We start from the raw sequence: 21,252 nt of genomic DNA, 5'->3' as shown, positions 1-21,252 counted from the left end.
AACGGCCGACGTGAGACGGAGGAAAGCTACGAGCGCGGCGTGACCGGCGGGGACGCGACGGGTGAATTCGATTCGTCCTGCGGGCGAACGAATCCCGCCCCGGGGCGTTTTTCTGCGCGCAGGCGAAGCGTCAGCGCGACGAGCGCGCGGTGCGCCCGCGCACGATGCCCACGAACTCCTCGACGTCGGGCGTCGTCCGCTCGCGCAGCCAGGCGAGGGCGACGGTCGAGACCGGTCCGTCGCGGAGCACGCGGTACTCCACGTCGCGCCGCTGGTGAGCCCGGGCGAGCGACATCGGCACCACCGCGATTCCGACCCCCGCGGCGACGGTCGCGATCGCCTCGGCGGTGTCGGAAGGTGGCGCGAAGCTCGGGGCCACGGCATCTGGAATCTCGAGATGCAGCACATCGTCGGCCGGAGTGATCTGGATCTCACCGGCCAGGTCGGCCAGATCCACCTCGTCGGCCGCGGTCAGGTGCGATTCCGTCGACATGACGACCACCGGCTGCTCCTCGTAGAGCGCGATGACGTGAAGATCGTCGGATGCCGCCAGCGGCAGACGAACCAGAGCGGCGTCGACCTCGTCGAGGGCGGCCACCTGCGTCTCGACCGCGATCTCGCGCAGTTCGAGGGCGACCCGCGGCATCCGCTCGCGCCACAGACCAATCCACTTGCCGGGAGTGGCGCCCGGGATCGCGCCGAGCACGAAGGTGCGCAGTGCTTCGCGCGGAGGCCTCGGGGCGGGCTTCGGCTTCGCCTTCGGGGCGGAAACCCGCTTCGCGGGTGCGGCTTTCGAACCCGGTGCCCGACGGGGGGTTCCGCCGCGACCTCGTGACCCGCTGCCGTTCGCCATGTCCCCAGGCTATCCGCGACGCTAACGTGGGGGCATGATCGGCACCCTGGCACTCGTCTTCGCCGGCCTCGCGGCCTTGCTCCACGTGTACATCTTCGTGCTCGAGAGCGTTCGATGGACTCAGCCCAAGACGTGGCGCACCTTCGGGATCGCCGACCAGCAGGCGGCCGACATCACCAAGCCGATGGCCTACAACCAGGGCTTCTACAACCTGTTCCTCGCCATCGGCGCGTTCGTCGGAATCGTGTTCTGGCTCGTGAACGGCATCGGCGACGTGGCCGGACGCACGCTGCTGATCTTCTCGCTGGGCTCGATGGTGGCCGCCGCGCTCGTGCTCGTGACCTCGGGCCGCAAGTACCTGCGCCCCGCCTCGATCCAGGGCACGCTGCCGCTGATCGGACTCGTGCTGGCGATCTTCGCCTGACGCTGCGGGGTACCGCCTGCGCTCGCAGAATCGCGTGGGCACGGTGGGATCGCCTCTCGCGGGATCCGGGCAGGCGGCGACCCCGAACAAACGAAAACCCGCACGCTCCGAAGAGTCGTGCGGGTCGTTTGTGCCCGACGGGCGGTGCTCACGCCGCCAGGCGCAGGCCCCGTCGGTCGGTGGCGACGGCTTCCCCGTCGTTGATGATCTCGTCGTCGCCGATGAGCGAACCCACCGCGATGCGAGCGTTGTGACCCACCTGGGTGCGGACGCCGATGTGCGCGCCTGCGCCGATCACGGCACCCGCGCAGATGTGGGCGTGAGGCTCGATGCGCGCTTCCGGGCCGATGACGGCGTCGGATTCGATCCACGCGCCGCGACCGACACGAACACCCGCGGCGATCTGCACGCCGGGTTCGACGTAGGCGCCGTTCTCGACCAGCGCCGACGGGTGGACCTTCGCGCCGTGCGCGACGAGTCCGCGACCATTGACGTGCTTGCGGTAACGCAGCATCTCGCCGTGGTCGTTTTCGATGTCGATGTAGTTCTTTCCCACGATCCCCTCCGGTCGGCTCTCGGGTCCGCCGACATGTATGACAACGGGTCGGGAATGCCCTTCATTCCCTCTGATGGTTGTTCGTCGCCCCCTCGCCGATCGGTTTCCTCGATGTCGAGAGAACGTCGGCGTGGCCCGTTCGTGTCGTTGTCCCTACGTTCTCGCACGTCGCGCCGAGCGCGATGGACGGGTTGACACGGAGAGGCGGAAGACTCGTCGGCACGGGTCGTCGGCGCGGGGGAGAGGGGCGGTGCTCAACCGGGCTGGCAGGTGGGACACCAGAAGACGTTGCGTTCGCTGGTGGCCGAGGCCCCGAGCGTCGTGGCGCGGATCGGTGTGCCGCACCGACGGCATGGCGCCCCCTCGCGCCCGTAGACCCAGAAGCGGCGCCCCGGCCGGCTGTCGCCGGTGAAGGTGCGTTCGGGTCGCGGCAGGTTCGCGCGGATCATGCGCTCGCCGAGGGCGATCGTCGCCTGCGCGTCGATCTCGGTCGCGGGGGTCGTCGGTGCGATCCCTCGGACGAACAGCAGCTCGTTCGCGTAGACGTTTCCGAACCCGGCGACGTTGCGCTGGTCGAGCAGAGCGACGTGCGCGGCGCGGGTGTCGGCGGCGACGCGCCGCACGGCTTCCGCCTCATCCCAATCGTCGGCCAGGAGGTCGGGGCCCAGGTGTCCGATGACGGTGTGCTCGTCGCTGGTGCGCAGCACCTCGACCATGGCGAGGTCGAACCCGACGGCGTCGGCGCCGGTGACGCCGACGATCGCGCGGGCCTTGAACGCCGGGCGACGCCAGCGTTCGCCCGGGCGGTAGACGTCCCACCGGCCCTCCATCTTCAGGTGCGAGTGAAGGGTGTATCCGCCGATGCGGTGCAGCAGATGCTTGCCGCGCGCGGCGACCTCGTGCACCGTCTCGCCGCGGAGGTCGGCCGTCGCACTCCCCGGAACGCGGATGTCGAAGCGGGTCACCACCTTGCCGGTGAGCGCGGCCGACAGTTTGGCCGCGGCGCGGTAGACGGTGTCACCCTCGGGCACAAGTGACTCCGTCGTTTCGGTGGGCGGGGGCCGCAGGCGACTGCTCAGGCACGCGCGGCCTCTCGCAGGGTGTCTCCCGCGGTGACCTTACGCAGCGTCAGGCCCTTGGGCGACTCGACGAAGCCCGCCTCGCGCAGGGCTCGGCCGACGGCGGTGCCGTAGACGAACTCGCCGTTGACCTGCTCGACGGTCAGGGTGTCGAGGCGCCGCTTCTTCGCCGTCTCGGCGAGGTGGCGCCCGGCCGCCTGGAGTCGCGCTTCGTCATCGGTGAAGGCGAGGGCGCTGCGGCCTCCGCGTTCGAGGTACAGCGTCAACTCGCCGTCGACGAGCACCACGAGGCCTCCGGCCTTGCGCCCGGGTCGATGAGTGACACCTTCGATCGCGGGCCATCCGAGGGCGGCACCGTAGGGGTTGGCCGGATCGGTGGCGGCGAGCGTGACCGCCCGGAGCGGGGGCGGATCGGCGACGGCCGCGAACTCGCGCAGACGATCGACGGTCGCCGACGCGGCGAACTGCGCGGCGCCGAGCTTCTCGATGACGTAGCCGCGGCGGCAGTGACCGGCCTCTTCGAACCCGGCGAGGATGCGGTACACCTGCGCGAACCCGCCGGGCACGCCCTCCGACTGCACGGCCCCGCGCGTGACGACGCCGTAGCGGTCGAGCAGCAGGCTCGCCGTCGCGGTCGCGCGGGCTGCGGCATCCGCCTCCCGCTCCGGGAGGAGCGACCAGCGCCCGCCGAGCGAGGGAGGACGGGGAGCGGAGGTCGCGCGCGGGATGGACGCGCCGCGGTACATGCGGGCGCGCGGGGCACGGCGGGCCACCCGGTGCGACTGCCCTCCACCGCTGAGCAGGGTGCGGACGGGGGCGAAGGTGTCGTTGGTGACGCGTCCGGCCCACGTGAGCGCCCACAGCGCGTCGTTGACCGACTGCTCGTTCTCGGCTCCCGCCAGCTGCCGCAGCTGTGCCGAGAAGTACGCGCCTCCGCCCGCGAGCGCCGCGAGCACGCGCGTCTCGAGCGAGTCGGGCGCCGGGTCGTCGGCGTCTTCGGGGTCTTGCAGAGTGAAGGGCGCCGCTTCGGCGGGATGCAGCGCGATCCACCCGTCGCGGCCGGGAAGGGTGCCGTGCCCCGACCACACGACCTCACCCGTCGCGGTCAGTTCGTCGAGCATCGCGGGGGTGTAGTCGGCCACGCGTGACGGCAGGACGAGCGACTCCCACGCGCTGGCGGGGATGGGAACGCCGGCCAGTTGCTCGACCACGGCGAGCACCCCGTCCACTCCTTCGAGAGGGCGGCCCAGGTGCTGCCACACCGGGAGGAAGCGGGCGTACGCCGCCGGTGAGACGGGCTCGACGCTGCCGCGGATCGCCGCGAGGGAGCGCATGCGCAACCGACGCAGCACCTCGGCGTCGCACCACTCCATCTCGTCGCCGCGTCCGGAATCACCGGCCCCCGAGCCCGCCGAGGAGGCGGGAAGGAAGAACCCGCTCGAGAGGCGTCCCTGCGATTCGAGGCGCTGCAGAGTGAGTCGCGCGACCGCGATGCCGACGCCCAGGCGCTGCGCGACGGCATCCGTCGTGAAGGGGGCGTGCGTGCGCGCGAAGCGGGCGACCAGGTCGCCGAGCGGATCGGCGAGCGGCTCGAGGAAGGCGTTCGGGATGCCGACGGGAAGGGCGGCACCGAGCGCGTCGCGCAGTCGACCGGCGTCTTCGATCCCCGCGACCCGGGGGATGCCTGCGATGGTCACGCGGATCGCGCGACGGTCGTCGACCAAGGCCGCGAGATGGCTCTCAGCCTCGGCGAGGGCGTCGCCCTCGGTGTCGAGGCGTTGCGCGACCTCGCTCGCATCGAGCGGGCCGAGGATACGGAGCAGGTCGGCGACGCCCTCGACGCCCCGGGCCTTGCGGTCGGGGTCGAGGCGCTGGGCCTCGCGCTCGAACTGCGCGATGACGTCGGGATCGAGCAGCTCGCGCATCTCGACCTTGCCGAGCAGTTCGCTCAGCAGCGCCGGGTCGACCGACAGCGCCGCGGCGCGACGCTCGGCGAGCGGGGAGTCGCCCTCGTACATGAAGGCCCCGACGTAGCCGAAGAGCAGATCTCGGGCGTAGGGCGAGGGCTGCGACGTGGTGATCTCGACGAGGCGGATGCGGCGTTCGCCGATCTGCCGGGTCAGCCGCAGCAGGGAGGGCAGATCGTAGACGTCTTGCAGGACCTCGCGCAGCGTCTCGAGGATGATCGGGAACGCGGGGTGCCGCTTCGCCACCTCGAGCAGCTGGGCGGAGCGCTGCCGCTGCTGCCAGAGCGGCGACCGCCGGTTGGGGTTGAGTCGCGGCAGCAGAAGGGCGCGCGCGGCGCACTCGCGGAACCGCGAAGCGAACAGCGCGGAACCGCCCACCTCGTCGGTGACGATCTGCTCGAGCTCGTCGGCCTCGAAGACGAACAGGTCGGCGCCGGGTGGCTCGGCCGCGGCATCGGGCACCCGGGCGATGATGCCGTCGTCGCTCGCGACGGCTGCGCCCTCGACGCCGAGACGCTCGCGGATACGCGCGTTGACGGCGAGAGCCCACGGGGCGTGCACCTGCATGCCGTACGGGGAATGCAGGATGATGCGCCAGTCGCCGACCTCGTCGCGGCTGCGCTCGACGGTCAGCGTCTTGTCGGTGGGGAGGCTCCCTGTGGCCTCGCGCTGCTCGGCCAGATACGCCAGCAGGTTGGTGATGGCGTTGTCGTCGAGGCCCGACTCGCGCAGGCGCTCTTCGGCTTTGCCTCGGTCGAGGCCCGCGACGTCGCGCGAGAACTTTCCGAGAGCCTCGCCGAGTTCGGCCGGCCGGCCGATGCCGTCACCGTGCCAGAACGGGAGCTTGCCGGGCTGGCCGAAGGCGGGCAGCACGTTGACGCGGTCGTGGGTGATCTCGACGATGCGCCAGCTCGTGGTGCCGAGGGTGAAGACGTCGTTGACGCGCGATTCGTAGACCATCTCTTCGTCGAGCTCGCCGACGCGCGCGTTCTGCGACTCTCCCGCGACGAAGACGCCGAACAGGCCGCGGTCGGGGATGGTGCCGCCGCTGGTGACAGCGACGCGCTGCGCTCCGGGTCGACCCGTGAGGGTGCCGGCGTCGCGGTCCCAGACCAGGCGGGGGCGCAGCTCGGCGAACTCGTCGGAGGGGTAGCGGCCGGCCAGGAGATCGAGGGTGGCCTCGTACGCCGAGCGGGGGAGCGAGCGGAACGGCGCGCTGCGCTTGACCGTGTCGAACCACTCCTCGACGTCGATCGCACCGAGCGCCGAGGCGGCGACGGTCTGCTGGGCGAGGATGTCGAGCGGGTTCTGGGGCACCGAGATCGCCTCGATCTGCCCGGCGAGCATGCGCTCGGTGACCACGGCGGTGTGCAGCACGTCGCTGCGGTGCTTGGGGAAGAGCGCCGCCCGGCTGACCTCGCCGACCTGGTGGCCGGCACGTCCGATGCGCTGCAGGCCGGAGGCAGCGCTCGGCGGCGACTCGACCTGGATCACGAGGTCGACCGCGCCCATGTCGATGCCGAGCTCGAGGCTGCTGGTCGCGACGACGCACCGCAGCACGCCCGACTTCAATTCGTCTTCGACCTGGGCGCGCTGTTCTTTCGACACCGAGCCGTGGTGCGCCTTGGCGAGGATCGCGGCGACGCCGGCCGACGAGCCCGCCTGCGCCATCATCGCCGCGGGAACGGTCGGGTCGGGCACGTCGATGCCCTGCCGTTCGGCGTAGATCTCGTTCAGTCGACCCGTCAGGCGCTCGGCCAGGCGACGCGAGTTGGCGAACACGATCGTCGAGCGTCGTTGGAGGATACGGTCGACGATCGCTTCTTCGACGTGCGGCCAGACCGACCCGGCCATCTCGGTGCTCTCGGGGCGCTCCGAGAACCACTCGCCGTCGACGGCCTCGTCGGGGGCCGGCGAGCCCGGGGGTGGCGGCGGGTTGAGCATGTCGTCGATCGGCACCACGACCGAGAGGTCGTAGGCCTTGGTCGCCCGCGGGGCGACGATGTCGACCGGCTGCGCTCCACCCAGGAAACGCGCTACCTCGTCGATGGGACGCACGGTGGCCGAGAGGCCGATGCGCTGGGCGGGCTTGTCGAGCAGGGCGTCGAGGCGCTCGAGGCTCACCGCCAGGTGCGCGCCGCGCTTGGTGGCCGCGACCGCGTGCACCTCGTCGATGATCACCGTGTGCACGCCGCGCAGCGTCTCGGCCGCCTGGCTCGTGAGCATCAGGTAGAGCGACTCGGGCGTGGTGATGAGGATGTCGGGAGGCGCGGTCACGAGCTTGCGGCGGTCGCTCGAACTCGTGTCGCCCGAGCGTACGCCCACCGTCACCGAGGGCACCTCGATGCCGAGACGGCGTGCCGACTGCCCGATCCCGACGAGCGGTGAGCGGAGGTTGCGCTCGACGTCGACGCCCAGGGCCTTCAGCGGTGAGATGTAGAGGATGCGCGTGGTGGTCGGCGGCGCTTTCGGGGCAGCGCTCTTGCCGCGGCGTGCGGGAGCGGCATCCGGAACCTCGGGGCCCTTCTCGCGGAACACCCGGTCGATCGCGAAGAGGAAGGCCGACAGCGTCTTGCCGGAACCCGTGGGTGCGACCACGAGCGCGTTGCGGCCGGACGACACGGATTCCCACGCGCCCTTCTGCGCATTGGTCGGCGCCGAGAAGGCGCCACGGAACCAGTCCTGCGTCGCAGGACCGAATCTCTCCAACACGTCGGCCATGCCGACATCCTCTCCCGGACCTCCGACATCGGGTCGGGGTTGACGTTCGCCCGCCGCGGAAACGCCCGCTTAGACCGGCTCCTCGCGGAGCCTCCCCTCCCGCAGCTCGAGCCGCAGGTCGAGTCCGAGCCGCGCGAGGAAGGCGTCGTCGTGACTCACGACGAGCACGGCCCCGCGATACGCCTGGAGCGCGGCGACGAGCTGGTCGACGGTGTCGAGGTCGAGGTTGTTCGTCGGTTCGTCGAGCACGAGCAGCTGCGGGGGCGGATCCGCCAGCAGCACGCGGGCGAGAGCGACGCGGAAGCGCTCGCCGCCCGACAGCGACCCGAGCGGTCGGCTGACCGCGTCGCCGCGCACGAGGAACCGCGCCAGTCGATCGCGCACGAGCGGAACGGGAACGCTCGGCGCCGCCGCGCACACCGTATCGAGGACGGATGCCGTGTCGTCGAGGCCGTCGAGGCGCTGCGGCAGGTAGCCGACGTGCGCGACGCTCGCACGGGCGTGGATCGGTCCCTCCGCGGCCACGGTGTGGACGAGGTTCTCGAGAAGGGTCGTCTTCCCCGCGCCGTTGCGCCCCACGACGGCGACGCGCTCGCGGCCCGTGACGATCCACTCCCGCTCCCCGTCGCCGAGCGACATGACCCGCCGCCCGGCCGCGTTGCCCGGATCGGGCAGGTCGATGCGCACCACGTCGTCATCGCGCACACGGGCGGACGCCTCGCTCAGCGCCGCGCGCGCGGCATCCTCCTTCCCCTTCATCTCGGTGCTCAACCGGCCCGCGCTCACCTGGGCCGCGTCGGCTCGGGCTCCCGCGAGGATCTTGGGGACCCGCTTCTCGACCTGCGCCTTGTGCGCGACGCGCGATCGCGTGGCGAGCTTGTCGTACGACTCGATGCGCTGCCGGCGCTCACGCCGCAGGGACTGGGCCGCGTCGCGCTCGGCGCGGACGGCGGCCTCCTGCTCCGCGTCGCGGTGGGCGCGCCAGGCGCTGTACGGACCGCCGACCACATCGAGAGTGTGGTCGTACAGCTCGGCGGTGGCATCCATCAGCTCCAGCAGGCCGATGTCGTGACTGACGACGATCAGCGTGCCGGACCACCCCCGTACGAGGCCGCTCACGCGCGCCCGCGCATCGCGGTCGAGATCGTTCGTCGGCTCGTCGAGGAGTGTGATGTCGGCCGAGCGGGCGCGGAGCCCGACGAGGGCGGCCATCATCGTCTCGCCGCCCGAGAGCTCGCCGACCGTTCGATCGAGGGCTTCGGGCGGCAGACCCGCCTCGGCGAGCAGGGCATGAGCGCGCGCCTCCACGTCCCAGTCGTCGCCGACGGCGTCGAAGCGGTGCGGTGCGACATCGCCCGACTCGATCGCGCGGAGTGCGGTGAGAGCCGTTTCGACGCCGAGAAGGGCGGCGACGGGGCGATGCGGGTCGGCGGCGAGGCGTTGAGGGAGCATCGCGACCTCACCGGACGCCGAGACCGTGCCGGACGTGGGGGCGAGCTGCCCCGCAGCCACCCGGAGGAGTGTGGATTTGCCGGCGCCATTGCGACCGACGAGTCCGGTACGGCCGACCCCGATCACCCCCGAGATGTCGTCGAGGGCGACGGTTCCGTCGGGCCACACGAGGCGCACGCGGTCGAAAACGAGGGAAGAAGGAAGAGATGACAAGACGGAACTCCGATGACGCGGGGTGCGCGGACACCGGACCCGTCCGCATCAGCGGAGGGATGCCGAGAAGACGGCGGGTCGACGGATCAGCGCGCGGACAGGGGCGCGGAAGCGTCGACGTTCTTCACCGGAGGAGACCTCGTTCTCGGGGACAGGAGCATTCACGATAGCCCACACTCGTGCTGCGCGTCACCCCTGGGATCAGCTCGCGTCGGTACCGGCGCGGTCGGCCAGCCGTTCGTCGAGGAAAGCGCGCACGTCGTCGAGCTCGTCCTGCGAGATCGAATGCGTGAGACCCGGGTACACCCGGCCGCGGAGGTCGCTGTGAGCGGGCAGCCACTGCGATGTCGCGTCGACCAGAGGCGTCGGGATGACGTCGTCGGCGGCCCCGCGGCCCCAGAACACCGGTGGGCGTCGTTCGCCGAGCACGGCGTCGCCGGGCAGCTCTCCGCCCGCGGCGTACCCCGCCAGCACGACCGCGAACTGCACGGCATCCGGATCCGCCCGGAGGGTCTGCAGGGCGACGGCACCGCCCTGCGAGAAACCGAGGAGTCCGACGGGGGCGTCACCCACGGCGTCGTGGATCCAGGCGAGCACCGCCTCGGCGGCGCGGGTGACCGCGTCGGGATCACGACCGTCGAGACCCTCGATCGGGTACCACGACGCGCCCGGCATGGGCCAGGGTGGCGAGAGCGGTGCGCGCAGGCTCGCGATCACGAAGGCCTCGGGCAGATACGGCACCAGACCGAACAGGTCGTGTTCGTCGGACCCGTAACCGTGCAGCAACAGCAGGACCGGCCGGCCGCCGCGCTCTTCGGGCGGCACCGACCACCGCACGACGGACGGGTCGAGGGGGGACTCAACGCTCATGCGGCCATTGTGGCAAGGGCCTCCGACTTCGACCGCATCGCGGTCGAAGATCTGCTCCGGCGCGCGGCCCGCGGACGGTACCGTTCCGGTCTCCGTGGGCCGGACACGCGGCACCCGGGCCGGTCGGTTGATATACAGGGAGCATGCCCGTGCGCACTCCCGATCCCGAACCCGGTGACAACGGCGATGAGCGCGAGTCGCTCGGAGCCTCCTTCTCGGGTGCCCCCGCGGCGCCCAACTCCAATCCGGGGTGGCTGAGCGAGGTCGAACTCGCCGAGGCGCGGCGACGCCTGCCGATGCTCTACGTCGAGGCGCTGCCTGTGCGCACCGACGGCATGGGCGCCGTCACCCAGGTCGGCATCCTGCTGCGGGCGACGCCCCTCGGCGAGATGACCCGCACCCTCGTCTCGGGCCGCGTCCGCTACGGCGAGACGGTCCGCGACGCACTCTTCCGCCACCTCGAGAACGACCTCGGACCGATGGCGTTCCCGCTGCTCCCGCCTTCGCCGACCCCCTTCACGGTCGCCGAGTACTTCCCCCTCCCCGGGGTCAGCGCGTTCCACGACGACCGCCAGCACGCCGTGGCGCTCGCCTTCGTCGTCCCCGTCACGGGCACGTGCGAACCGCGCCAGGACGCGCTCGAGGTCACCTGGCTCTCGCCCGAGGAAGCGGCATCCGACGCCCTGTCCGATGAGATGGAGGGCGGCCGCGGCACCCTCATCCGTCAGGCGCTCGCCTCGGTCGGCGCCCTGCGCTGACCCCGGGCCGGGCTCGCGCGCCCGGATCATTGCCTGTGTCGGAGGCCCTGCCTAGGGTCGAAGCATGCCGCATCCTCCCCTGGAACCCCTGACCCTCCCGCGCGATCTCGAAGGCTGGCGAGCCTTCGCCGAAGACCGTCCGACCGAGCGCCTCGCGCGCGTGGCCGAGATCGACGCCCGACTCACCGCCGAGTCCGACCTCCCGCTGCGCGAGCGTCTCGCGCTGTGGAACGAGGCCGAGATCGCCCTGAGCGAGGCCGCCGCGCCCTCGCACCTGGTGAGCGAGTCGCACCCCGACGCCGAGGTGCGAGACGCCGCCGAGAAGCAGGCGCAGGCGGTCGACGCCGTGCAGTCGCGCCGGTTGCTCGACCGCGCGCTGTGGGGCGTCTTCGGCGATGCCGCCGCCGACGGACTCGACGCCGACGAGCAGCGCCTGCTCGCCCAGATCCAGCGCGACTTCCGTCGCGGCGGGGTCGACCTCGACGACGCCGACCGCGAGCGCGTGCGCGAGCTCACCGACCGCGACACCGAGCTCTCGCTGACCTTCTCGCGCAACATCCGCGAAGGCCGTCGCGAGATCCGGGTGCCCGCGTCGTCGCTCCACGGGCTCCCCGCCGACTTCATCTCCGAGCACCCGGTCGACGCCGACGGGATGGTCACGCTCACGACCGAGTACACCGACCTCATGCCGGTGCGCGAGTACGCGCGCGACCGCGCGGTGCGGCACGAGCTCATGGGGGCCTACAACGACCTCGCGTGGCCGGTGAACGAGCCCGTGCTCGCCGAGCTGCTCGCGGTGCGCGCCGAGCGCGCGGCGCTGCTCGGGTACGGCGACTGGGCCGACTACGAGACCGAGACCCGCATGATCGGGTCGTCGGCCGCGGTGAAGGCGTTCCTCGAGAAGGTGGCGGATGCCGTGGCTCCCGCCGCCGCCGTCGAGTACGACCGCGTGCTCGAGCGTCTCCGCCGCGACGAGCCCACCGCCGACGCCGTCACGATCGCCGACTTCTGGTACGTCCTCAGCGCCCTCAAGCGCGAGGAGTACGACGTCGACTCGCAGCTCGTTCGCTCGTACTTCCGCTTCGACCGTGTGCTCGAGGGAGTCCTCGCGACCACCGCTCGCCTGCTCGATGTGGAGTACGTCCCCGTCGACGCACCCTCGTGGCACGACGACGTGCGCACCTACGACGTCGTGCGCGGAGCGGAGCGCTTGGGGCGCATCCATCTCGACCTGCACCCGCGTGACGGCAAGTACAACCACGCGGCGTGCTTCGGCCTGGCGCCGGGCATCACCGACCGGTCGCTGCCCGAGTCGGTGCTGCTGTGCAACTTCTCGCGCGGCCTGCTCGAGCACGACGAGGTGGTGACGTTCTTCCACGAGTTCGGTCACCTCGTGCACGACATCCTCGGCGGCCACCAGAAGTGGGCGCGGTGGACGGGCGTGGCGACCGAGTGGGACTTCGTCGAGGCCCCCAGTCAGCTGCTCGAGGAGTGGGCGTGGGACGCCGAGGCGCTCGCCGCTTTCGCGGTGAACGACGAGGGCGAGCCGATCCCGGCCGATCTGGTCGCGCGCATGCGCACGGCCGACGCCTTCGGCCGGGCCCTGGAGGTCACGCGTCAGCTCGGGCACGCCACCACCTCGTACCGCCTGCACGTCGACCGCCCCGCCGACCTCGCCGAGGCCGTCGACGGCTACTACCGCGCCGCGAGCCCCGTCACCCCGCTCGACGGCTCCCACTCGTACGCGGGCTTCGGGCACCTGACCGGCTACGGCGCCTGCTACTACACGTACCAGTGGAGCCTCGTGATCGCCCGCGACCTGCTGTCGGCCTTCGGCGACGACCTGTTCGACGTCGACACGGCCGCACGGTACCGGCGCGAGATCCTCGAGCCCGGCGGCACCCGCGACGCCCGCGACCTCGTGCAGTCGTTCCTCGGTCGCGAGTCGACCTTCGACGCCTACCGGGCCTGGCTCGCCGGAGCGTGAACGACGAGGGCCGCGGCATCCCTTTCCGGATGCCGCGGCCCTGGGCGCGACGTGAGTGCGTGGTGGCGCGAGCTCAGGCCGTCGTCTCGCGCGCGATCGCCGCGATGAAGGCGTCGATGTCGGCCTCGGTCGTGTCGAACGAGCACATCCAGCGCACTTCGCGGCGCAGCTCGTCCCAGTCGTAGAAGCGGAAGCTCTGGCGCAGGCGGTCGGCGACGCCGGCCGGGAGGATCGCGAACACGCCATTGGCCTGCGTCGGCTGGGTGAACTCCACGCCCTGGATCGAGCCGTCGGCGAGACCGGCCTCGATGCCCTGGCGCAGCCGCTGCGCCATCGCGTTGGAGTGTCGCGCGTTCGTCAGCCACAGGTCGTTCTCGAGCAGGGCGACCAGCTGCGCCGACACGAACCGCATCTTGCTCGACAGCTGCATGTCGAGCTTGCGCAGGTAGGTGAGGCCGGTGGAGGCCTCGGGGTCGAGCACGACGATGGCCTCGCCGATCATCGCGCCGTTCTTCGTTCCTCCGAAGCTCAGCACGTCGACGCCGGCGTCGCGCGTGAAGGCCCGCAGCGGAACGTCGAGGGCCGCGGCGGCGTTCGAGATGCGCGCACCGTCCATGTGCAGGCGCATGCCGTGGCCGTGGGCGTGGGCCGCGAGCTCGCGGATCTCGTCGACCGTGTAGAGCGTGCCGAGTTCGGTCGACTGCGTGATCGAGACGACCAGCGGCTGCGCGCGGTGCTCGTCGCCCCAGCCCCAGGCTTCGCGGTCGACGAGTTCGGGGGTCAGCTTGCCGTCGTCGGTCGGAACGGTCAGCAGCTTGATGCCGCCGACGCGCTCGGGGGCGCCGCCCTCGTCGACGTTGATGTGCGCGGTGGATGCCGAGATCACGGCGCCCCAGCGGGGGAGCATCGACTGCAGGCCGACGACGTTGGCGCCCGTGCCGTTGAAGACCGGGTAGGCCTCGACGCCGTCGCCGAGGAGCGAGACGAACAGCTCCTGGAGGCGGGCGGTGTAGACGTCTTCGCCGTAGGCGACCTGATGGCCTTCGTTGGCGGCAGAGATCGCGGCGAGGACATCGGGGTGGATGCCGGAGTAGTTGTCGGAGGCGAAACCGCGCACCGAGGAGTCGTGGAGGGTGGTCACTTCTCCAGCGTAACGACCGCCGAGCCCACCCCTCCTCCCCATCGGGAGATGTGGTCGGACTATCCACTTCTCCGCCGGTGCGGCGGCCCGATGTCGTCCGCCCCGGAGAGAATGACGGGATGCACATGGACCCCGAGGCGATCAGCATCGCCGGCGAGATGTTCTCGTCGGGCGCGATGACCCGGGCCGACCGGCTGCTCATCTACGGCTCGGTCGAGGTGGGCGACGCCAAGGCGTACGACGGCGTGGTGGTGGCGACGGCGCAGTCGTTCGGGCCGACGGGATACGAGCACCTCGAACTGCGTGTGCCGACCGACTTCTCGCGTGTCTCGGGCTGGTGCTCGTGCGGGCGCGGGCCCGAGTGCGAGCACTCCTGCGCCGCGGCCCTGGTGCTCTTCGATCGCATGCTCGCGGTCGGCCGCCCACGCCGGCCCGCGTGGCAGCGGTCGCTCGACGAGCTCTTCGAGGTCGTCCCTCCGGCTCTCGAAGAGCCCTCCGCCGACCTCTGCCTGTTCCTCTCGATGCGCCGCACGGGCGGCTTCGGGCGCGGGGCGGCTCTCACCCCGGCCGTGCGCCCCGGAATGCGGGGCACCCGCGGCACGTGGATCAAGGGCCGGGCCGGGTGGTCGAGCTTGCCCGCGCTCCCGGCCGAACCGCGTGCCCGCGCGGCCCTCGACAGCCTCGGCCGCCTGGGCCGCTCCGCGAACGGCGTCTTCCTCTCCGACGAATGGATGCCGTTGTCGGCGGTCCCTCCGCACTCGCTCTGGCTGCAGCTTGAGGCCGTCATCGCGGCGGGGGTGCCGCTCGTCTCGGGCGGCGCAGCCCACCACCCCGTGCGCATCCCGGACGGAACCGTCACCGCCGCGGTGTCCGTCGAGCGCATCGGCGACGCGCTGGAGGTGCGCGGAGTGGTGCAGGGCCTCGCCGACGATGCTGCGGGCCTGCCGTCGTGGGTGATCGGCGACCCGGCGGTCGCCGTCGCCGTCGTCGACGATCGCGACGGCGTCGACGAACGCATCACGCTCGCGCGGTTCGCGTCCCCGGTCGCAGGCCCCGTCCGTGCCCTCCTGGCGCAGCCCGACGCCCTCTCGATCGACGCCGCCACCGACACCTTCGTGAGCGAGTACCTGCCCCGCCTGCAGCTCGAGGGCCCCGTCGTCTCGCCGAGCGGCTCCGTCGACCTCCCGCCGGCCCCGCGCAACCTGCTCGAGGTGCTCGTCGAGCACGGGGTCGGTCGGACGTCGGTCCGGCTGCGCTGGGATCGCACCCCCACGCGAGGGCGACGCGACGAGGATCACGAGGCCCGCGTCGGCGCCGCCGTTCGCGCCACGGCGGAGGAGTTCGGCCTCGAGCTCCCCGATCCGCGGGCGGTGGGGGAGTCGTCCCCCGCGATCCTGCCCGCCCCGGTCGCGGCGATCCTCGAGGGAGAGGCGCTGCCGCGACTTCGCGGTCTCGACGACGTCCGGGTCACGGTCTCCGGCGAGACCGTCCGCTATCGGCCGGCCGACGCCGAACCGTCCGTCCACCTCTCGACGGGTGATGACGACGGCAGCGACTGGTTCGACCTGCATGCGCGGGTCAGCGTGGGCGAGATCGAGGTCGACTTCGCCGATCTCTACATGGCCCTCGCGAACGGCGATCGCGCGTTGTTCCTCGGCGACGGCTCGTACGTGCGACTCGACTCGGAGGCATTCGACCGGTTGCGGGAGGTGATCGACGAAGCGCGCGCCCTCGCCGATCGGCCCGGGGCCGATCTGTCGATCAACCGCTACAACGTCGGGTTGTGGGACGACCTCGCCGAGCTCGGCATGATCGCGGCGCAAGAGGCCGATTGGTGGTTGCGCGTGCGCGGGCTGACCGACGAGGCGGCGATCGTGCCGGTCGAACCGCCGCCGGGGCTGCGCGCGACGCTCCGCGATTACCAGCGCGCAGGGCTCGACTGGCTGTCCTTCCTGTGGTCGAACGGCCTCGGCGGGGTCCTCGCCGACGACATGGGACTCGGCAAGACGGTGCAGACGATCGCGCTGATGGAGACCGTGCGCACCGCCGACGCGGACGCGCCGCCGTTCCTGATCGTCGCGCCCACCAGCGTGGTGGGCAACTGGGCTCGCGAGTGCGCGACCTTCGCGCCCGGACTCCGCGTCGCCGTCGTCACCTCGACGCAGGCTCGTCGAGGCGCACCCATCGCCGAGGTGGCCGAGGGGGCGCATGTCGTGGTGACGAGCTACGCCCTCATGCGACTCGAGCAGGAGCAGTACGCCGCCGTCTCGTGGTCGGGCGTCGTGCTCGACGAGGCCCAACAGATTAAGAACCCCGCCTCGCGCGGCTACCGCGCGGCGCGTGCGCTGGCGGTGCCGTTCACGCTCGTGGTCACCGGCACCCCGATGGAGAACAACCTGCAGGAGCTTTGGGCGCTGGTGTCGCTCGTGGCCCCTGGTCTCCTCGGGACGCGCGAATCCTTCTCCGCCCGGTACCGCGCGCCGATCGAGAAGAACTCCGACCCCTCACGCCTCGAGCTGCTGCGCAGCCGGATCCGTCCGTTCCTCCTGCGGCGCACGAAGGAGCTCGTCGCTTCCGAGCTGCCCCCCAAGCAGGAGCAGGTGATCGAGGTGACCCTCCACCCGGCGCACCGCAAAATCTACGATCGGCGTTTCCATCGCGAGCGCCAGCGCCTGCTCGGCCTGCTCGACGACGTCGACGGCAATCGTTTCGCGATCTTCCGGTCGCTCACCCTGCTGCGGCAACTCGCGCTCGATCCCGCGCTGACCGACGAGGGCGAGGCGCCGTCGGCCAAGCTCGACGCCCTCGTCGACCTCGTCACCGAGGCCGCCGCCGAGGGGCATCGCGTGCTCGTCCTGAGCCAGTTCACGCGGTTCCTCCGGACGGCGCGGCAGCGGTGTGCCGATGCGGGACTCGGCTCGGCCTACCTCGACGGAGCGACGACGCACCGGCAGGCCGAGATCGATCGCTTCCGCGACGGCGACGACCCCGCATTCTTCATCTCGCTCAAGGCGGGAGGCGTGGGTCTGAACCTGGTCGAGGCCGACTACGTCGTGCTGCTCGACCCGTGGTGGAACCCCGCCGTCGAAGAGCAGGCGATCGACCGCGCTCACCGCATCGGTCAGACGCGCCCCGTGATCGTCTATCGACTCGTGGCATCCGACACGGTCGAAGAGAAGGTCGTGGCCCTGCGCGAGGCGAAGGCCGAGCTGTTCGCCAAGGTGCTCGACGGAAGCGAGGGCGAGACCTTCGCGGGCGAGTCGATCGCGGGTGGGCCGCGCCTCACCGCCGCCGACATCCGCCGCCTCATCGACTGAGCGCACGCGGTTGGACGAGCGCGCCGGGATGTGGGAGTGCGCAGGGTTGCCCGAGCGCGCCGGGCCGCCGCAGCGCCCCGGGCCGCCCGAGCACACGCGACGCCCGGTGATGGTGCCGCCCGTGCGCGCGGGGCCACCCGAGCACGAGCGCGCGAGCGGTGACGGTGGTGCCCTGGTCGATGTCGGAGGTTCGGTCTAACGTGACCCCCATGTCCGAACCGCAGCCGTCCGCCGCCGTCGGCGCCGGTGCGATCGCCGCCCCGGCGGGAGGCAACCGCACCTTTCTCGCCGGGCTCATCAACACGGCCGCGGCCAACGTGACCACCAGCTTCCTGTGGTTCGCCCTGACCTTCTGGGTCTACCTCGAGACGCGGTCGGTGCTGGCCACGGGCATCGTCGGCGGTGCCTATATGCTGCTGCTCGCCGTGTTCGCGATGGTGTTCGGCTCGCTCGTCGACCGGCACCGCAAGCATCGCGTCATGGTGTTCTCGGGCGTAATCACGCTCACGGCGTTCCTCTTGGCGGGCGCGCTCTGGCTCGCGTTCCCTGAGGCCGTGCTGCTCGATCTGGGCGAACCGTGGTTCTGGCTGTTCTCCGGCATCATCCTCGCCGGATCGGTCGTCGAGAACATGCGCAACATCGCGCTCTCGACCACCGTGACGCTCCTCGTCCCCGTCGAACGGCACGCCAACGCCAACGGGCTGGTGGGCACGGTGCAGGGCCTCGCCTTCGTCGTCACCAGCGTCTTCAGCGGCCTGTCGGTCGGTTTCCTCGGCATGGGGTGGACGCTCGCGATCGCCCTGGTGTGCACGGCCTTGGCGCTCGTGCACCTTCTGGCCATCCGCATCCCCGAAGACCGCCCCGCAGCCGCCGACGAGCCCGGGCCCCTGGTCGATCTGCGCGGGGCCACCCGCGCGGTCCGCTCCGCGCCGGGCCTGTTCGCACTGATCATCTTCTCGACGTTCAACAACCTCATCGGCGGCGTCTACATGGCGCTGATGGACCCCTACGGACTCGAGCTGTTCGACGTGAAGATCTGGGGCATCGTGCTCGGTGTCACGGCGACCGGGTTCATCATCGGCGGCGGGCTGGTGGCGAAGTTCGGCCTCGGCAAGAACCCCATCCGCACGATGCTGTGGATCGTCATCGGCATGGGCGCGCTCGGCGCGGTGTTCACGCTGCGCGACTGGTGGTGGCTCTACGCCCTCGGCATCTGGGTCTACATGGCGCTCATCCCGCCCGTCGAGGCGGCCGAGCAGACGGTCATCCAGAAGGTCGTGCCCTTCGCGACGCAGGGGCGCGTCTTCGGCTTCGCGGCGGCGTTCGAGTCGGCGGCCGCGCCGGTGACGTCGTTCCTCATCGCCCCGATCGCGCAGTTCCTGATCATCCCCTATATGAACGACGACAGCGGCCGGGCCACGTGGGGCTGGCTGCTCGGCGAGGGGCAGTCGCGGGGGATCGCCCTCGTCTTCCTCATCGCGGGCCTCGTCATGGTGGTGATCGGCGCACTCGCGTTCCTGACCCGCTCGTACCGGATCCTTTCGCGCCAGTACAGCGAGGCGACGGTCAACGCCGAGGTGGCCGACCCGGGCGAGACGGATGCCGCCGGGGCCGAGCGATCCGCCGAACGCCAGGCCCCCGCCGAACGCCAGGCCGCAGCCCAGCCGTCCGACCCCGACCGGTCCGCGTCCTAGCCGCCGGCGCCGATCTCGATCACGACGTCGTTCCAGGCATCGGCCGCGTCGTCCCACAACGCGACGAAGGCCGAGGCCACGGCGGACTCGAGTCCTTCGAGACTCCGCACCCGCAGGATCACCGCGGCTGACGACACCTCACGTGCGTCGTCCCGCGCGGCCTTCGCGTACCCCTGCGCGACAGCGCGCACCCACGCTTCGCTGGCCGCCTTGACCGCCGCGTAGTTCGCTCCGCCCGCGAGGGGGCGGGCGACCGCGGTCGACGAGACGATCGCGAGGCGGCCCGCGGGGGAGGAGCGCAGGTCGGCGTCGAACGCGCGGGTGACCAGCCGCAACGCCGTGAACGAACGCATCAGGAAGGCGAGGTCGTCGTCGTTCTGACCGGCCAGTCCGCCCCCGCCGCGCCAGCCGCCGACGAGGGGGAACAGGCCGTCGACACTGCCGTGCGCGGCGTGCACGCGATCACGCAGGGCGGTCACGGCATCCGGATCCGTCAGATCGCACACCTCGGTGAACGCCCCCGGCGCCTCGGCCGCCGCAGCGGCCACCCGTTCGGCATCGGAGCCGACGATCATCACCCGCGCCCCGGCGTCGACGAGCGCGCGGGCGCTCGCGCGACCCACCGCGCTCGTTCCGCCGGCGAGCAGCACCAGCCGCCCGTTCACTCCTTCGTCGGTGCGATCGGTCATGTCGGCCCCTTCGTCAGTCCGTGCCGCGGATGCCCTCGGTCGAGGCGATCACGGGGCGCATCTTCTTCTCGAGCGCTTCGAAGAACATCGACAGCGGGAACTCGTCGTCGAGCACCGCGTCGGTGTACCCCTTCGGCAGTCCCGCGAGCACCTCGTCGGACAGTCCGCGCGCCCACACCGAGGCGGGGTGGGGCGTGACGACCCCGCGCACGAGGTCGTAGGCCGCGAGCCAGTGGGCGACCTTCGGGCGGTCGATCGAGCGCCAGTACAGCTCGTCGATCGCGTCGGCGAGGGCAATGACCGCGGCGGGCACCTCGTCCCAGTCGAACGCGAGCGAGGTGTCGGTCCAGTGCAGCACGCGGTGCTGGTGCAGCCACGCGAACAGCAGCTGTCCGCCGAGGCCGTCGTAGTTGCGCACGCGCGAGCCGGTGATGGCGAAGCGGAAGATGCGATCGAAGATCACGGCGTACTGCACGAGCTCGGCGTGCTCGAGCATCGTCTTCTCGGTGGCGTCCAGCTCCGCTCCCTCAGCCTGTCGAAGGGACAGGCGCGCCTGCAGCGAGACGCACTCGCGGAACGCGGTGAGGTCGCAACGCAGCTCCTCGAGCGAGTAGAGGAAGAACGGCATCCGCTGCTTGATCATGAACGGGTCGAACGGCAGGTCGCCGCGCATGTGCGTGCGGTCGTGGATGAGGTCCCACATCACGAACGTCTGCTCGGTGAGCGCCTGGTCGTCGAGCATGCGGGCGGCGGCGGCGGGCAGCTCGAGCTTGGTGATGTCGGCGGCGGCGCGGGTCACCCGGCGGTACCGCGCGGCCTCGCGGTCCTGGAAGATCGCGCCCCACGTGAAGGTCGGGATCTCGCGCATCGCCACGGTCTCGGGGAAGAGCACGGCCGAGTTCGTGTCGTAGCCCGAGGTGAAGTCGATCAGACGCAGCGAGACGAACAGGCGGTTGGTGTACTCGGTCTCGAGCCGCGCGATGAACTCGGGCCAGATCGCCTCGACGATGAGGGCTTCGACGTGGCGGTCGCTCGAGCCGTTCTGGGTGTACATCGGGAAGACGACGAGGTGGCGGATGCCGTCGACCCGGTGCTCCTGGGGCTGGAACGCCACGAGGGAGTCGAGGAAGTCGGGCACGCCGAGCCCCTCGTCGCGCCAGCGGCGGAAGTCGACGACCGACGCGGCGAGGTACGCCTCATCGTGTGGGAAGAGCGGCGCGAGCGCGTCGAGGGACTGGATGACCTCGTCGATGAGGGGGGAGGCGGCAGCGGTGTCCTCGATCGAGCCGTCCTTCGCCTGCAGCGCCTGCAGGGCGGTGGCGGCGGTCTTCAGCCGCGTCCATGCGGGGGTCCGTTCGACCGTGTCGACGGTGTGTCCGTCGAGCAGCTCGTGGCCGGCACGGGTGGGCGTCGCGATGGTCATGGCATCCTCCGATCGAGGGTGGAAATATTCCTGTCAAAACGCCATGCTAACGGAAAACTTACGGCACGCGCCAGAGCGCCGTTTTCCCGCACTGCTACTGTCGAGCGC

The 21,252-nt window shown here is 71.3% G+C and carries 14 protein-coding genes; 5 read left to right on the top strand and 9 right to left on the bottom strand.

Annotation, left to right across the window (positions count from 1 at the left end):
- Nucleotides 1-130: 130 nt before the first annotated feature.
- Complete coding sequence (locus FS769_RS04450; RefSeq protein ID WP_144829884.1) at nucleotides 131-853, bottom strand: LysR family substrate-binding domain-containing protein; 723 nt, start codon at nucleotides 851-853, stop codon at nucleotides 131-133.
- 34 nt (nucleotides 854-887) lie between these two features.
- Between FS769_RS04450 and FS769_RS04445 the strand changes: the two genes are divergently transcribed.
- A complete protein-coding gene (locus FS769_RS04445) occupies nucleotides 888-1,277 on the top strand; it encodes a DUF1304 domain-containing protein (protein WP_144829881.1) in 390 nt (129 codons plus the stop codon).
- Nucleotides 1,278-1,425: 148 nt separating this feature from the next.
- Here the strand turns inward: FS769_RS04445 and FS769_RS04440 are convergent, their stop codons facing one another.
- The 5 genes from FS769_RS04440 to FS769_RS04420 all read right to left on the bottom strand — a co-directional run bounded on the left by FS769_RS04440 (nucleotide 1,426) and on the right by FS769_RS04420 (nucleotide 10,135).
- Nucleotides 1,426-1,833 (bottom strand): transferase, encoded by a 408-nt coding sequence (locus FS769_RS04440; RefSeq protein WP_144829878.1) that lies wholly within the window; start codon nucleotides 1,831-1,833, stop codon nucleotides 1,426-1,428.
- Nucleotides 1,834-2,087: 254 nt separating this feature from the next.
- A complete protein-coding gene (locus FS769_RS04435; protein ID WP_144829875.1) occupies nucleotides 2,088-2,864 on the bottom strand; it encodes a DNA-formamidopyrimidine glycosylase family protein in 777 nt (258 codons plus the stop codon).
- 44 nt (nucleotides 2,865-2,908) lie between these two features.
- Nucleotides 2,909-7,600, bottom strand: coding sequence for an ATP-dependent helicase (locus FS769_RS04430; RefSeq protein ID WP_144829871.1), 4,692 nt, complete (start codon nucleotides 7,598-7,600; stop codon nucleotides 2,909-2,911).
- A gap of 69 nt (nucleotides 7,601-7,669) precedes the next feature.
- Nucleotides 7,670-9,265, bottom strand: a complete 1,596-nt coding sequence (locus tag FS769_RS04425) for an ABC-F family ATP-binding cassette domain-containing protein (RefSeq protein WP_144829868.1) — start codon at nucleotides 9,263-9,265, stop codon at nucleotides 7,670-7,672.
- A 201-nt stretch (nucleotides 9,266-9,466) separates the two neighbouring features.
- Nucleotides 9,467-10,135, bottom strand: a complete 669-nt coding sequence (locus FS769_RS04420; protein WP_144829865.1) for an alpha/beta hydrolase — start codon at nucleotides 10,133-10,135, stop codon at nucleotides 9,467-9,469.
- A 143-nt stretch (nucleotides 10,136-10,278) separates the two neighbouring features.
- Between FS769_RS04420 and FS769_RS04415 the strand changes: the two genes are divergently transcribed.
- Nucleotides 10,279-10,893, top strand: coding sequence for an NUDIX hydrolase family protein (locus tag FS769_RS04415; RefSeq protein ID WP_144829862.1), 615 nt, complete (start codon nucleotides 10,279-10,281; stop codon nucleotides 10,891-10,893).
- Nucleotides 10,894-10,957: 64 nt separating this feature from the next.
- Complete coding sequence (locus tag FS769_RS04410) at nucleotides 10,958-12,880, top strand: M3 family metallopeptidase (protein WP_144829860.1); 1,923 nt, start codon at nucleotides 10,958-10,960, stop codon at nucleotides 12,878-12,880.
- Nucleotides 12,881-12,953: 73 nt separating this feature from the next.
- Here FS769_RS04410 and FS769_RS04405 read toward each other — a convergent pair whose 3' ends face one another.
- Nucleotides 12,954-14,021 carry a low specificity L-threonine aldolase gene (locus FS769_RS04405; RefSeq protein WP_144829857.1) on the bottom strand — a complete coding sequence of 356 codons (1,068 nt, stop codon included), beginning with the start codon at nucleotides 14,019-14,021 and terminating at the stop codon, nucleotides 12,954-12,956.
- Between the two features lie 119 nt (nucleotides 14,022-14,140).
- Here FS769_RS04405 and FS769_RS04400 point away from each other — a divergent pair, with 119 nt between their 5' ends.
- The gene (locus FS769_RS04400; protein ID WP_144829855.1) at nucleotides 14,141-17,338 is read left to right on the top strand and encodes a DEAD/DEAH box helicase; all 3,198 of its coding nucleotides are present in this window, start codon (nucleotides 14,141-14,143) and stop codon (nucleotides 17,336-17,338) included.
- A 209-nt stretch (nucleotides 17,339-17,547) separates the two neighbouring features.
- Nucleotides 17,548-19,032, top strand: coding sequence for an MFS transporter (locus FS769_RS04395; RefSeq protein ID WP_144829852.1), 1,485 nt, complete (start codon nucleotides 17,548-17,550; stop codon nucleotides 19,030-19,032).
- Here the strand turns inward: FS769_RS04395 and FS769_RS04390 are convergent.
- Both FS769_RS04390 and FS769_RS04385 read right to left on the bottom strand, forming a co-directional pair.
- Entirely contained in the window at nucleotides 19,029-19,721 is a 693-nt protein-coding gene (locus tag FS769_RS04390) for an SDR family oxidoreductase (protein WP_144829849.1), read from the bottom strand. The genes FS769_RS04395 and FS769_RS04390 overlap by 4 nt on opposite strands.
- A gap of 13 nt (nucleotides 19,722-19,734) precedes the next feature.
- Entirely contained in the window at nucleotides 19,735-21,144 is a 1,410-nt protein-coding gene (locus FS769_RS04385) for a DUF6421 family protein (RefSeq protein WP_144829846.1), read from the bottom strand.
- Nucleotides 21,145-21,252 lie beyond the last annotated feature (108 nt).

This window comes from Microbacterium sp. BH-3-3-3 (genome assembly GCF_007679045.1).
In the GTDB taxonomy this organism is placed as follows: domain Bacteria; phylum Actinomycetota; class Actinomycetes; order Actinomycetales; family Microbacteriaceae; genus Microbacterium; species Microbacterium algihabitans.
Note: the sequence above shows the minus strand (reverse complement) of the source record. Positions and strands in the feature narration are given on the sequence as shown.